This window comes from Sphingomonas sp. PWP1-2 (assembly GCF_049898305.1).
Taxonomy (GTDB): domain Bacteria; phylum Pseudomonadota; class Alphaproteobacteria; order Sphingomonadales; family Sphingomonadaceae; genus Sphingomonas; species Sphingomonas glacialis.
The window spans coordinates 252,939-265,932 of record NZ_JAFCXM010000003.1 but is presented as its reverse complement, the minus strand read 5'-3'; the positions used below and the strand labels follow the sequence as shown (position 1 = coordinate 265,932).

Sequence of the window (12,994 nt, the reverse complement as noted above, 5' to 3'; positions counted from 1 at the left end):
GCCGACCCCAAACTCCTCTCCCGGGGAGAGGGAGAAAAATCAAACGACGCGTTCGATTTCCATCTTCTTGATCTCGGCGATCGCCTTGGCGGGGTTGAGACCCTTGGGGCAGACGTTCGCGCAGTTCATGATCGTGTGGCAGCGATACAGGCGAAACGGATCCTCGAGCTCGTCGAGCCGCTCGCCGGTCATCTCGTCGCGGCTGTCGGCGAGCCAGCGATAGGCTTGCAACAGGATCGCTGGGCCCAGGAACTTGTCCGAATTCCACCAATAGCTCGGGCACGCCGTCGAGCAGCACGCGCACAGGATGCACTCGTACAGCCCGTCGAGCTTCTCGCGCTCGGCCGGCGACTGGAGCCGCTCCTTGCCCGAGGGCGGCGGGGTGACGGTCTGCAGCCACGGCTTGATCGAGCTGTACTGCGCATAGAAGTGCGTGAAATCGGGGACGAGATCCTTGATCACTTCCATGTGCGGCAGCGGGGTGATGCGGATCTCGCCCTTCACGTCCTCGATCGCCTTGGTGCAGGCGAGCGTGTTGGTGCCGTCGATGTTCATCGCGCACGACCCGCAAATGCCCTCGCGGCAAGAACGGCGGAAGGTGAGCGACGAATCCTGCTCGGACTTCATCTTGATCAGCGCGTCGAGAACCATCGGGCCGCACGAATCGAGATCGACCTCGAACGTGTCGTAATGCGGGTTCTGGCCGGCATCGGGATCGTAGCGATAGATCTTGAAGTTCTTGATCCGAGTCGCGTCCGATGCCGCTTTGTGCACCGTGCCGGTCTTCTTGATCTTCGAATTGGCGGGAAGGGAGAATTCGGCCATCGCTGTCTCGTTTCCGTGATGCGTAGCGCCCAAGAGCGCCGGGTTTGCGACCGCTCGTACACAGAGTGAGCGCGGGCCGCAAACCCTAGCTCTGCATTGCAGCATGCAATTGAAAGAGGGTGGGCAATTTGTCCCAGCCGCGGCATCGCTCTTGCGCGCGCTGAAAGGGAGGGGAGCAAGCCCTCAGATCACGTCGAGCACCAGCCCCAGATCGCGCGCCTGCTCGGCCTCGATATACCAATTGGACGGCGCCTTCTCGCGCAGTTCCTCGAAATCGACTTGGCTGTCCTTGACGATCGCGCGGAAGCCCTCTTCCTCGATCTCGATCGAATGCTCGACCTCGTGGAGCGCCGCCTTGATCGACGCGACCACCATCCGCAGTGGCCCATCGAGCGTGATCGTCTTCGAAATCTTGCGCTCGTGGATCATCAGCCGCGTGTGCCGCGTGAGGAACCGGCGCTCGACCGGGAACGCCGCCATGAAGGTCGCGCCGGCCGAATAGACCGCGACCTTGCCGAGGAACAGGATCTCGCGCCCGTCATGCTCGTCGAGCAAGCGGATATCGTCGGCCATCGTCCGCGCGACCTCGGGGTCGCCGCCGAGCGTCGTCAGCGCGATGACGATCGTCCCCTCGTCCGGGCAGGCGTCGAGTTGCTGGCGGAAGTTGGTGTACATCAGCTGGTCGACCGGACCCGACAGGCGGATGTGCGGATTGGCGAGCAAGGGGTAGCGGGTGGCTGTCATGCCCGCGCTAACCGGCGAAGCGGGGCCTGGTTCCAGCGCCACCGCAACATCCGAAATTTTCAGCCGGGTTCGATCGGCTGCCGGGGCGGCATTGGCGGGGGCGCGGACTGCCCCCGCCACGCTATCAATACACCCGCTTCTTCGGCTTGATGTATTCGGCTTCGTCGGTGAGCGTGTAGTCGTGGACCGGGCGATAGCCGATCTCGACCTTGCCGCCGACGCCGCCCCAGCCCGTGAAGGTCGCGGTGGTGTGCTTCATCCAGTTCGCGTCGTCGCGATCGGGATGATCCTCGTTGACGTGCGCGCCGCGCGATTCCTTGCGGTTCGCCGCCGACTGCATCGTCACCATCGACTGCGCGAGCAGATTGTCGAGCTCGAGCGTCTCGACCAGATCGGTGTTCCAGATCAGCGAGCGATCCGTGACCGCGACGTCATTGAGCTTGGCGTAGGTCGCCTTGATCTGCTCGACGCCCTCGTTCAGTAGCTCGTTGTCGCGGAACACGGCGCAGTTCTTCTGCATGGTGCGCTGCATCTCGAGGCGGATCTGCGCGGTCGGGATCGTGCCCGTCGCGTTGCGGAAGCGGTCGAGGCGGCTGAGCGACAGCTCTTCCGACCCCTTGGGCAGCGGCTGGTGCGGCGTGTTGGGCTTGAGGATGTCCTTGATCCGCAGACCCGTCGCACGACCGAACACGACCAGATCGATCAGCGAGTTCGAACCCAGGCGGTTGGCACCGTGGACCGAGACGCATGCCGCCTCGCCCACCGCGAACAGGCCGGGGACGACCGCATCGGGGTTGCCATCCTTCATATGGACGACTTCGCCGTGATAATTGGTCGGGATGCCGCCCATGTTGTAATGCACCGTCGGCGTGACCGGCAGCGGCTGGCGCGTCAGATCGACGCCGGCGAAGATCTTGCCGGTCTCGGTGATGCCCGGCAGGCGCTCGGCGAGCACCTTGGGATCGATATGGTCGAGATGGAGCCAGATATGGTCGCCATTCTTGCCGACGCCGCGGCCCTCGCGCATTTCGAGCGCCATCGAGCGCGACACGACGTCGCGCGACGCGAGATCCTTCGCCGACGGAGCATAGCGCTCCATGAAGCGCTCGCCCTCGGAATTGGTGAGATACCCGCCCTCGCCGCGCGCGCCCTCGGTGATGAGCACGCCCGCGCCGTAGATGCCGGTCGGGTGGAACTGGACGAACTCCATGTCCTGCAGCGGGAGCCCCGCGCGTAGCACCATCGCATTGCCGTCGCCGGTGCAGGTGTGCGCCGACGTGGCCGAATAATAGCAGCGACCATAGCCACCCGTCGCGAGCACGACATTGTGCGAGCGGAACCGGTGGATCGAGCCGTCGTCCATGCACAGAGCGATCACGCCGCGGCACACGCCGTCTTCCATGATCAGGTCGAGCGCGAAATATTCGATGTAGAAGTCGGCGTCATACTTCAGGCTCTGCTGGTACAGCGCGTGGAGCATGGCATGGCCGGTACGATCGGCGGCAGCGGCGGTGCGCTGGACCGGCGGCCCCTCGCCCATGTTCTGCATGTGGCCGCCGAACGGACGCTGGTAGATCGTGCCATTCTCGTTGCGGCTGAACGGCACGCCGGCGTGCTCGAGCTCATAGACCGCCGCCGGTGCTTCGCGCACCATATACTCGATCGCGTCCTGGTCGCCGAGCCAGTCCGACCCCTTGACGGTGTCGAACATGTGCCACGTCCAATGGTCGGGCGAATTGTTGCCGAGCGACGCGGCGATGCCGCCCTGCGCAGCGACGGTGTGCGAGCGCGTCGGGAACACCTTTGTGATGCACGCGGTTTTCAGCCCGCTTTCGGCGATCCCCATCGTGGCACGAAGGCCGGACCCGCCGGCACCTACGACGACGGCGTCGTAGGTATGATCGATAATCTTATATGCCTCAGACATGCGGCACTCCGGTGGTGGCGGTGAACGCGACCTTGAGGATCGCAAAAAGGGCGACGGCGCCGCTGCCGAAGGTGAAGAAGTTGAGCAGCAGCATCAAAGCAACCCGGCTGGCGCCGTGTTGGTAGTCCTCGATCAGCACCTGCAGCCCGAGCCGGAAGTGATAGAAGACCGAGAGGATCAGCAGCACCAGCGGGATCGCCGCCCAGGGCGAGCCGAGCCAGGTGTGGACCGAGTCGTAATCGTAGGCCGGCAGGCGGACGAGCGCGACGAAGAACCACAAGGTGAGAAACAGGTTCGATCCGGCGGTGACGCGTTGCGCCCACCAATGGTGCGCGCCTTCCTTGGCGCTGCCGAGACCGCGGACGCGGCCGAGTTCGGTTCCGTTACCCATCTTACTTGACCCCCACGATATAGGCCCAGACGAGCACGGTTGCCACCACCGCAAAGACCATTGTCGCGATCGAGCCCGAGCGATTGATCTTCAACTCGTAACCGGCGCCGGCATCGAGGAAGAAGTGGCGGATGCCGGTCGCCATGTGCTGGAAGAAGCACAGCGTCATGCCGATGGCGAACAGGTAACCTATCGCACCGCCGGCAACTTCGCCGAACACATGGTAGAAGGTTTGATAGCTCTCGCGCCCCGCCGCGATCGCGGCGAGCCACCAGACGAGCACGACGGTGCCGACGGTCGCCATACCGTCGCCGGTAATGCGGTGGAGGATCGAGACCACCATGTGCGGACCGGGTTTCCAGATCGACAGATGCGGACTGAGCGGTCGGGCGCGGGGTGTTGGGCTGGCCAAGGCTAGGACGTCCTCGTCATATTGGGTTGTGGCTCCTTTAGTCGGCAAGCGCTGCGATGCAAGGTTTCTGGCATGCCACGGAGATGCAGCAATTGCAGCTGGGCACTTTGCCCAAGGGCCTAAGCTGGCCGCACGCAGGGCTTACCGAGCGTTAACCAAATCGCGTTAAGCCATCGGGTGACCGCCGACCAGTAGCGTACAGCCCATGGCTGCGGCAGATACGGAGCTTCGCCTTGAACCCCACTGCATTGCCTGCCCCCGGTACGGTCGCCGCGACCATCGATATCCGGGCGCGCCTGCGCGCCTTCGATTTCGACAATACGCTGGAAGCCGCCGCGCGCGACGTGTGGAGCGTCCTCGAGGCCGATGCCGCCGAGATCGCGCTGGCGTTCTGGGCGCAATGGCGCCGCGCGAGCCCGGGCGAAAAGAGCTGGCAGCCGCACGAAGAAACCAAGATGATCGAGCTTGGCGTGACCTTCCTGCGCAATCGCTTCTGCGACGTTTCGGGGCGTGCCTGGATCGAGTCGATGGAGCGATCGGTCGCGTCGGGCTACAAGGAGGGCGTGTCGACGATGGCGCTGCTGTCGATGACCTGCGCGAGCGACCGCGCCGCGCTCGATATCCTGTTCAAGCGCGTCAAGGGCGACGACCCGCGCCTGCCCGGCTTCATCGACACGCTGATGCGGCTGACCGGGCTCGAAGCCGAGATCACCGTCGAAATCTACAACGCCTTCCGCCTCAACAGCGCGCAAGGCGAGCGCGACCGACTCGCCACCGAGTTCCGCGAGCGCATCGCCGCGACGGTCGAGGAAGCGACGCAGGAATCCGAAGTGCTGCGCGGCCAGTCGGTCCGCACCTCGACCTCGGCACGCGGCATGCTCGGCAAGACGAGCGAAGTCGCCGCCGCCGCCGAGCAATCGGCGATGGCGATGCGCGAGGCGGCGCAGACCGCCGCCGGACTGATCCGCGCGATCGAGGATGCGCGCTCCGAAGTCGAAGCCGCCGCCGAGATCGCGACACGCGCCTCGACCCAGGCAAGCGCTGCGGTCGGCATGTCGGAAACGCTCAGCGACCATGCCAAGTCGATCGAATCGATCCTCGGGCTCATCCGCGACATCGCCGGGCAGACCAATCTGCTCGCGCTCAACGCAACGATCGAGGCGGCGCGCGCCGGCGATTCGGGGCGTGGCTTCGCGGTCGTCGCGCAAGAGGTGAAGTCGCTGGCCAAACAGACCGCGCGCGCAACCGACGACATCGCCGCCAAGATCGCCGCGATCCAGTCGGCGACGCGCTCGACCGTCGCGACCAACGCCTCGATCAAATCGACCGTCGCCGAGGTCCAGGAAAGCGCCAACCGCATCCGCTATGCGATGGAGGCGCAAGCGCACACCGTCACCGCGATCACCGCCGCGGTCGACGAGACCGCGCTCGCCGCCGATTCGATGTCGAACACCATCACCACGATCCGCGAGGACACCGAATCGGTCGCCTCCGAGATCGACAGCGTCGGGCGCGGCTTCGATTCGCTCGACCACAAGCTGGGGACCTTAAAGAACCGCGCGAGCGACTTTGTCGCAAAAGTCGCGGCGTAAACCGGGAACGAGGAACTGAGATGGCAGTAAGCGACGCGCTTGTAGGCGCGATCCCGGGTGGGTGGAGCGGCGAACACCGCACCGCCGCCGCCCGTGTCGCCGACTATGATTGGGACGGCAGCATCCGCGCGTGCGCGGCGGAGATCACGCAGGCGATCGCCGGACACGAAGCCGAAATCTCGCGTGCTTTCTGGGAGCATTATCTCTCGCTGCCGGTGAGCGCGCACATCCGCTCGCAATTCACCGCGGACTATCTCGACACGCGAGTCGACAACAGCGCGCGCTACACCCGCGTCAAATATGCCGCGCCGTACGAGGATGACTGGATGCGAATGGCGACGCGCCATGCCGCATCGTCGCAAAAGGCGGGCGTGCCGTTGCAGGCACTGCTCTCGTCGTTGAGCTTTGCGCATACCCGCACGCTGGTCGCGATCGAAGCCAAGCTCGGCAGCGGGTCGGCGCGGATCGGCGCGCTCGCCGATTGCGTCCAGCGGCTCGCGCTCGTCGAGGCCGATGTGATGGCATCGTATCTCGGCGCGCACGATGCCGAACGCGCACGCTCCGAACGGCGCACCCGCTCGGCCGATTTCAGCGCGACGATCGCCAGCTCGATCGAGGGTGCCGCCGCGCTCGGCAACCGCATTCGCGTCCAGGCGCAAGGTGCATCGCGCGCGGCGCGCGGGATGCTCGGCCAGACGAGCGAAGTCGCCGCCGCGGCCGAACAGTCGGCGATGGCGATGCGCGAAGCCGCGCAGACTGCCGCTGGCCTCATTCGTGCGATCGAGGATGCGCGCAGCGAAGTCGAAGCTGCCGCCGAAATCGCGACGCGCGCCTCGACCCAGGCGACGACGGCGGTCGGCATGTCGGAGACGCTCAGCGATCATGCCAAGTCGATCGAATCGATCCTCGGGCTGATCCGCGACATTGCCGGACAGACCAATCTGCTCGCGCTCAACGCGACGATCGAGGCGGCGCGCGCGGGCGATGCCGGCCGTGGCTTCGCGGTGGTCGCGCAGGAAGTGAAGAGCCTCGCCAACCAGACCGCGCGTGCGACCGACGACATCGCCGCCAAGATCGCCGCGATCCAGTCGGCAACGCGCTCGACGGTCGAGACCAACGCCTCGATCAAATCGACCGTCGTCGAGGTCCAGGAAAGCGCCAACCGCATCCGGTTCGCAATGCAGGCGCAAGCGCAGACCGTCACCGCGATCACCGCGGCAGTCGACGAAACCGCGCTCGCCGCCGATTCGATGTCGGGGACGATCACCGCGATCCGGGCGGGCACCGAGCGAGTCGCGGGCGAGATCGACACGCTCGAACGCGAGTTCGGCACCGTCGACGATCGGCTGGGCGAGCTGAAAGGCGCGGCCGACACCTTCTCGGCGAGCGTGGCGGCCTGACCTCCTCCCGTCTTTCCCCTCCCTGAAAGCGAGGGGAGGCCCGTAGCGCTTGGGCGAACGGCCCGCTAAACACCGCCCATGGCCAACATCCTCCTCACCGGTTCATCGCGCGGGATCGGTGCCGCCACGCTCACCGCGCTCGAAGCGGCGGGCGCCACCGTCATCGGCCAGGGCACCCGCTCGGGCATCCCCGCCGACTTCGCCGATCCCGCCGCACCGCGCGCCTTGTGGGATGCAGCGCTCGCGCGCTGCGACGGGCGGATCGACGTGCTGATCAACAATGCCGGCGTGTTCGAGGCCAACCCGATCGAGTCCGACGATGCCGTGTGGGTCGAGCAATGGGAGCGCACGCTGCGGATCAACCTGACCGCCTCGGCCGAGCTCTGCCGCTTCGCGGTGCGCCACTGGCAGGAGCGCGGCGTCGGCGGGCGGATCGTCAACATCGCCAGCCGCGCGGCCTATCGCGGCGATTCTCCGGCGCATTGGCATTATGCCGCGTCGAAGGCCGGGATGGTCGCAATGACCAAGTCGATCGCGCGCGGCTATGCCCGTAACGGGATCCTCGCGTTCGCGATCTGCCCGGGCTTCACGATGACCGGGATGGCCGAGGAGTATCTCGAGAGCCGCGGCGGCGACGCGCTGCTCGCCGACATTCCGCTCGGGCGCGTCGCGATGCCCGAGGAAGTCGCCGAGGCCGCGCGCTTCCTCGCGCTGACCGCGCCGGCGTCGATGACGGGCGCGGTGATCGACATCAACGGCGCGAGCTACGTCCGTTAGCGCAGCGCGCGCAGCCGCTCGAGATCCTCGGGCCGGTCGATGTCGAGCAGCTCCGCTTCGGGCGCGATGACGTGGCGCCCGGCGCGGACCATCGCGCGCGCGCCTTCGTCGCCCGCCAGTTCGAGCAGCGCCGGAAGCCGCGCTGCGCCGAACAGCGCGGGCGGGCTCGTCTGGACGCCGTTGCTCGAGGCGATCACGGCATTCTCGCCATCGCCGTCGACCGCGTCGGCGAGGCGATAGATGTGCGACGCGGTCACGCGCGGCATGTCCGCAAGCGCGATCACCGCACCGGCACAGCCGAGCTCGATCGCGGCGCGCACGCCGAGCTTGACCGATCCCGCCATGCCGTCGCCGGGGTCGGCATTGTGGAGCACGGTGTAGCCGCGACTGCCGAAATCGAGCGCGGTGTTCGAACAGACCGCGAAGCGCGCCTTGAACGGCACATCCTCGAGCGCAGTGACGACGTGGAAGGCGAGCGGCTTGCCGAGAAAGTCCTGCTGCAACTTGTCGGCATCGCCAAAGCGTTCGGACCGCCCAGCAGCGAGCAGGATCAGCACATAGTCGTCGATCGCGATCATCTCGGTTCTCCGGCGCGACTGCCCCTCGCCCTGCGGCATCAACGCGCGCCGTCGCCGATATGGTCCGCACAGCGCTGCGCTATCGAGGCTTTTCGCGTGGCGCGCTATCGTCAAACTGTCATCGTCTAGCCCCATGCGGGCGAACACGACGCTGCCAAGAGGATTTTTACGACGATGACGCATTCGAGCACCGCCAAGGCCGCCCAGACAGTCGCGGCGCTGTTGCTGTCGCTGGCGTCGAGCCCGGCGATCGCGCAGACTGGCGTGATGCCCCACCCCGTCACCGCGCAACCGCTCTCCCCGCCGATCGTCATCGCGCACCGCGGCGCGAGTGGGCTTCGGCCCGAGCATACGATCGCCTCGTACACGCTCGCGATCGAGCAAGGCGCCGATTTCATTGAGCCCGACCTCGTGCTGACCAAGGACGACATCTTTGTCGCGCGGCACGAGAATGACATCACCGGCACCACCGATGTCGCCAAGCACCCCGAATTCGCCGGGCGCCGCACGACCAAGGTGATCGACGGCGAGAGCCATACCGGCTGGTTCACCGAGGATTTTACGCTCGCCGAGCTGAAGACGCTGCGCGCGGTCGAGCGTTTGCCCAAGCTGCGCCCCGACAACGTGCGCTATGACGGCCAATTCGAAGTCCCGACGCTTGCCGAGGTGATCGCTCTGGCGAAACAGTATTCGGTCGGCGGGCGCGTCGTCGGCATCTATCCCGAGACCAAGCATCCGAGCTATTTCGCGAGCATCGGCCATCCGATGGAGGCGCGGCTCGTCGCGCAGCTCAAGGCCGCGGGCTGGGACAAGCCGAGCGACCCGGTGTTCATCCAGTCGTTCGAGGTCGACAATCTCAAGCGCATCCACGCCATGACGGGGCTGCGGCTGATTCAGCTAATGGACGCGAGCGGCGGCCCTGCCGACCATGCCGTGCCGAGCTATGCCGCGATGGCGACGCCCGAGGGGCTCAAGGCGGTCGCGAAATACGCGTATGGCATTGGCCCCGGCCTCGCGATGATCGAGAATGGCGATGCGCCGCCGACGACCCTGGTCGCCGATGCGCATGCCGCCGGGCTGCGGCTCCACCCCTGGACCTTCCGCGCCGAAAACATCTTCCTGCCGCCGAGCCTGCAGACCGACACCGATCCGGCGGTCCACGGGCGGATCGAAGATGCGATGCGGCGCTATCTCGCGCTCGGAATCGACGGCTTCTTTACCGATTTCCCAGGGATTGGCGTAAAGGTGCGCAACGCCCTAAAGGAAAAATGATGCAGTACCGCCCCTTGATCGCCGCCGCCTTGCTCCCGCTGATGATGGGCGGCTGCGTCCGCACCGCTGCCAGCATCGTCACCTTCCCCGTCAAGGCCGCAGGCAAGGCGGTCGACTGGACGACGACGAGCCAGTCCGAAGCCGATCGCAACTACGGCCGCAAGATGCGCAAGCAGGAAGCGCGCGAAGGCGCCGAACGCCGCCGCTGGGCGCAGGAATGCCGCCGCGAGCAGCGCCCCGACTGCAATCGCTACGACGGGTATCAGGCGGGGCGCTGAGCCCACGCCTGACCTCGTCCGTCACCCCGGGCTCGTCCCGGGGTCCACCGGGCCGCACATCGTGCCCGCGTAGCACGCGCGGCACGGTGGGCCCCGGCACAAGGCCGGGGTGACGGTCGGTACGACGTTCGTTCAGACCGCAGCGCCGCCCAGCACCTGCGCCACCGCGAGCAACACCGCCGGGCGCACCTGCACGCCGACATGGCTGCTGCGCACCTCGACCGATCGCCCCGCGGCGTCGTGGCAGATCATGCCATTGACCAGCCCATCGCTGCGGCTCCAGATCGCGGTTGCCGGCACCGGCGGGGTCTGCGCGACCAATGCGCTGTGCGCGACGATCTCGGGCGCGTCGATCCGGTCGCCAGTGAAGAATTCGAACGCGCGCCACACATTGGTCGCGCGCGGGCTGCCGGCATAAGGCGAGCTGATCGTCACCACTTCGCGCACCAGCTCGGGCCAGCGATGCGCCGCGAAACGCGCCATGATCCCGCCGAGACTGACGCCGACCAAGGTCACCGGCTCGCCGCTCGCCGCGGCCAGCGCGACGATCCGGTCGTGCAGCCGCGCGCCATCGACGCCGATCGTCCGCGCGCCGAGATTGCGCCCGAGCCCCCACCCCTCGGCGCGGTAACCGAGCGAGACGAGATAGCGCTGCAGGAACACCCCCGACAGATCGCTGTTGAACAAGCCTGGCAGCAGCAGCACCGGCCGCCCATCGCCGCGCGGCCCCTTGGCCAGCAGCGACCGCGACCCGAGCAGCGATGCCAGTCCCCACGCCCCGCGCGGCACTTCGAGCGCGAGCAATGCTTTCGACGGCGGTTTCACGTCGCATCTCGTAGCGGATGTCGCGGCGGGGCAAACCAGCCGAGTACCGTCACCGGAAACGGCGTCCACACGCCGATCCGCACCCCGGCCGCCCGCAAGGCGTCGCCGGTCCAGGCGTTGCACGTCTCGATCGCGCTATAGCGACCGCGCGCCTGATAGAAGGCGTCGTTGCTGGCATAGCCGGTACGGTGCCATGCCTGCCGCCCGGCAAAGCTTGCCCGAATAAACGCCGCGAGCCGGCGATATTCGTCGGGCCGCAGCACGAGCACGCGCGCATCGTCGGCCGCGGCGGGCGGCGCGATATGCTCGACATGGAGCACGGTGCGGTCGCTGCCGAACGCGGCGCGCAGCACGGTCAGCGGCTTCACGTCGCTCCAGCGCGGCGTCTCGAGGTAGAAGGTCCGCTCGCCCCAGCCGATCGCGACATGATCGAAGCCGGCATAGCGCGGATCGGCGAGATCATCGCCAGGCAAAAGGTCGCGCCAATCGACCCCGGCTGCGACCTTGGGCAGCACCAGATCGGTATGCACGCCATTGCTCTCGACCAGGATTCGCACGCCATCGCGCGGCTGGCTCCAGCCAGCATTGCTCGGCACCGCACCGCCCGCCATCCCCGCCGCGCCATAAGCGACGAGCAATACGGCGATTATGCCAGCCACGCTGACTACCCGCCCAAGAATTCGTTTCATGCGTAAGCATTCCAGACCCGCAGTGGCTGTGATACCCTGCAGCAATGACCGATGATACGCACGTTCTCGACCGCCCCCCGCCCGGCGCCTCCGCCGATTGGACGATCCCGCAGGATTGGGCGCATTTCAGCCAAGAAGAACACCACGTCTGGGACACCTTGTTCGCGCGCCAGGCAAAACTGCTGCCGGGTCGCGCGTCGGACGCCTATTTGCGCGGGCTAGATGTACTCAAGCTGTCTAAACCGGGGATTCCCGATTTCGAGGAACTGTCCGACCGGCTGATGAAGCTGACCGGCTGGCAAGTCGTCGCGGTGCCGGGGCTCGTGCCCGACGCCGTGTTCTTCGACCATATGGCGAACCGCCGCTTCGTCGCGGGCAATTTCATCCGCCGCGCCGACCAGCTCGATTATCTCCAGGAACCCGACGTGTTCCACGACGTGTTCGGCCATGTCCCGATGCTCGCCGACCCCGTCTTCGCCGATTACCTCGCGGCATACGGCCGCGGCGGGCAGCGCGCGCAGGGGCTCGATGCGCTGAAATATCTCGGGCGGCTGTATTGGTACACGGTCGAGTTCGGCCTCGTCGCCGAGCCCGAAGGCTTGCGGCTCTACGGCGCGGGGATCGTGTCGAGCTTTGCAGAGAGCCGCTTCGCACTCGATGACCCGAGCCCCAATCGTATCGCCTTCGATCTCGAACGCGTGATGCGCACCGAGTACCGGATCGACGACTTCCAGCAGAACTATTTCGTCATCCCGAGCTTCGAGGATCTGCTGCGCGTAACGGTCGAGACCGACTTCGCCCCGCTCTATACCAAGCTTGCCGAGATGCCCGACGTGCCGGTCGCGCAAATCCTGCCCGACGACACGCTGCTGACGCGCGGGTCGCAGGCCTATGCGCTGGCGAAGGCGTCGTGAGCCGCGCCGAACGCGAGCGCTGGGCGATGGCCGAGGAACAGTGGCCGACGCTGCAGGCGTTCATGACCGAGCGGCTGCATGTCTTCGGCCATTTGAAGGCGCTGCATGCCGAAATCGCCGAGGCGCTGCCGCAGCTCAGCTTCGACGAACGCGCGACGATGGCGAGCGAATGCCGCGATTTTCTCCAGATGTTCAAGACACGCTACGACGACCGCGAGTTCCTGCGTGACGGCTTCGGCGTGCGCGGCGAGCTGCCGATCGACGACCGCGGGCGCAGCCAGGCCGGGCTGACGCGCGCCAAGGTGATCTACGATTCGCTGCTCGCCTCGCTCCGGCGCGAGAAGGCCGAGTGGCAGCCGGCCTGACGCGT

At 66.5% G+C, this 12,994-nt stretch carries 15 protein-coding genes; 7 read left to right on the top strand and 8 right to left on the bottom strand.

The window, feature by feature from the left end; genetic code table 11:
• Nucleotides 1-39: 39 nt before the first annotated feature.
• The 5 genes from ACP7C5_RS09685 to sdhC form a co-directional block, all read right to left on the bottom strand.
• Complete coding sequence (locus ACP7C5_RS09685; RefSeq protein WP_133186466.1) at nt 40-825, bottom strand: succinate dehydrogenase iron-sulfur subunit; 786 nt, start codon at nt 823-825, stop codon at nt 40-42.
• A 183-nt stretch (nt 826-1,008) separates the two neighbouring features.
• Nucleotides 1,009-1,569 carry a ClpP family protease gene (locus tag ACP7C5_RS09680; protein WP_189675821.1) on the bottom strand — a complete coding sequence of 187 codons (561 nt, stop codon included), beginning with the start codon at nt 1,567-1,569 and terminating at the stop codon, nt 1,009-1,011.
• Nucleotides 1,570-1,693: 124 nt separating this feature from the next.
• Complete coding sequence (gene sdhA / locus ACP7C5_RS09675) at nt 1,694-3,496, bottom strand: succinate dehydrogenase flavoprotein subunit (protein ID WP_189675822.1); 1,803 nt, start codon at nt 3,494-3,496, stop codon at nt 1,694-1,696.
• Complete coding sequence (gene sdhD / locus ACP7C5_RS09670; protein ID WP_133186456.1) at nt 3,489-3,887, bottom strand: succinate dehydrogenase, hydrophobic membrane anchor protein; 399 nt, start codon at nt 3,885-3,887, stop codon at nt 3,489-3,491. The genes sdhA and sdhD overlap by 8 nt, the downstream gene beginning before the upstream one ends.
• A gap of 1 nt (nt 3,888) precedes the next feature.
• On the bottom strand, nt 3,889-4,299 hold the full coding sequence (gene sdhC, locus ACP7C5_RS09665) for a succinate dehydrogenase, cytochrome b556 subunit (RefSeq protein ID WP_426264074.1): 411 nt from the start codon (nt 4,297-4,299) through the stop codon (nt 3,889-3,891).
• Nucleotides 4,300-4,547: 248 nt separating this feature from the next.
• On the opposite strand from sdhC, the gene ACP7C5_RS09660 reads away from it, so the two are divergent.
• From ACP7C5_RS09660 to ACP7C5_RS09650, 3 genes are all read left to right on the top strand, one after another.
• Nucleotides 4,548-5,891 carry a methyl-accepting chemotaxis protein gene (locus ACP7C5_RS09660; protein ID WP_426264278.1) on the top strand — a complete coding sequence of 448 codons (1,344 nt, stop codon included), beginning with the start codon at nt 4,548-4,550 and terminating at the stop codon, nt 5,889-5,891.
• A gap of 20 nt (nt 5,892-5,911) precedes the next feature.
• Nucleotides 5,912-7,291, top strand: a complete 1,380-nt coding sequence (locus tag ACP7C5_RS09655) for a methyl-accepting chemotaxis protein (RefSeq protein ID WP_426264073.1) — start codon at nt 5,912-5,914, stop codon at nt 7,289-7,291.
• Nucleotides 7,292-7,369: 78 nt separating this feature from the next.
• Nucleotides 7,370-8,068, top strand: coding sequence for an SDR family NAD(P)-dependent oxidoreductase (locus ACP7C5_RS09650; RefSeq protein WP_426264072.1), 699 nt, complete (start codon nt 7,370-7,372; stop codon nt 8,066-8,068).
• Here the strand turns inward: ACP7C5_RS09650 and ACP7C5_RS09645 are convergent.
• Nucleotides 8,065-8,646: a nucleotidyltransferase family protein gene (locus tag ACP7C5_RS09645; protein ID WP_133186448.1), complete on the bottom strand. Its 582-nt coding sequence runs from the start codon at nt 8,644-8,646 to the stop codon at nt 8,065-8,067. The two genes, ACP7C5_RS09650 and ACP7C5_RS09645, sit on opposite strands and share 4 nt — an antisense overlap.
• A 267-nt stretch (nt 8,647-8,913) precedes the next feature.
• Between ACP7C5_RS09645 and ACP7C5_RS09640 the strand changes: the two genes are divergently transcribed.
• Both ACP7C5_RS09640 and ACP7C5_RS09635 read left to right on the top strand, forming a co-directional pair.
• On the top strand, nt 8,914-9,918 hold the full coding sequence (locus tag ACP7C5_RS09640; RefSeq protein ID WP_426264277.1) for a glycerophosphodiester phosphodiesterase: 1,005 nt from the start codon (nt 8,914-8,916) through the stop codon (nt 9,916-9,918).
• Entirely contained in the window at nt 9,918-10,196 is a 279-nt protein-coding gene (locus ACP7C5_RS09635) for a hypothetical protein (RefSeq protein WP_133186446.1), read from the top strand. The genes ACP7C5_RS09640 and ACP7C5_RS09635 overlap by 1 nt, the downstream gene beginning before the upstream one ends.
• Before the next feature lie 132 nt (nt 10,197-10,328).
• Here the strand turns inward: ACP7C5_RS09635 and ACP7C5_RS09630 are convergent, their stop codons facing one another.
• Both ACP7C5_RS09630 and ACP7C5_RS09625 read right to left on the bottom strand, forming a co-directional pair.
• On the bottom strand, nt 10,329-11,021 hold the full coding sequence (locus ACP7C5_RS09630) for an esterase/lipase family protein (protein WP_426264071.1): 693 nt from the start codon (nt 11,019-11,021) through the stop codon (nt 10,329-10,331).
• Entirely contained in the window at nt 11,018-11,680 is a 663-nt protein-coding gene (locus ACP7C5_RS09625; RefSeq protein WP_322162551.1) for a TIGR02117 family protein, read from the bottom strand. The genes ACP7C5_RS09630 and ACP7C5_RS09625 overlap by 4 nt, the downstream gene beginning before the upstream one ends.
• Nucleotides 11,681-11,754: 74 nt before the next feature.
• On the opposite strand from ACP7C5_RS09625, the gene phhA reads away from it, so the two are divergent.
• Together phhA and ACP7C5_RS09615 are read left to right on the top strand one after the other, a co-directional pair.
• On the top strand, nt 11,755-12,624 hold the full coding sequence (gene phhA, locus ACP7C5_RS09620) for a phenylalanine 4-monooxygenase (RefSeq protein WP_133186440.1): 870 nt from the start codon (nt 11,755-11,757) through the stop codon (nt 12,622-12,624).
• Entirely contained in the window at nt 12,621-12,989 is a 369-nt protein-coding gene (locus tag ACP7C5_RS09615) for a hypothetical protein (RefSeq protein ID WP_426264070.1), read from the top strand. The genes phhA and ACP7C5_RS09615 overlap by 4 nt, the downstream gene beginning before the upstream one ends.
• Nucleotides 12,990-12,994 lie beyond the last annotated feature (5 nt).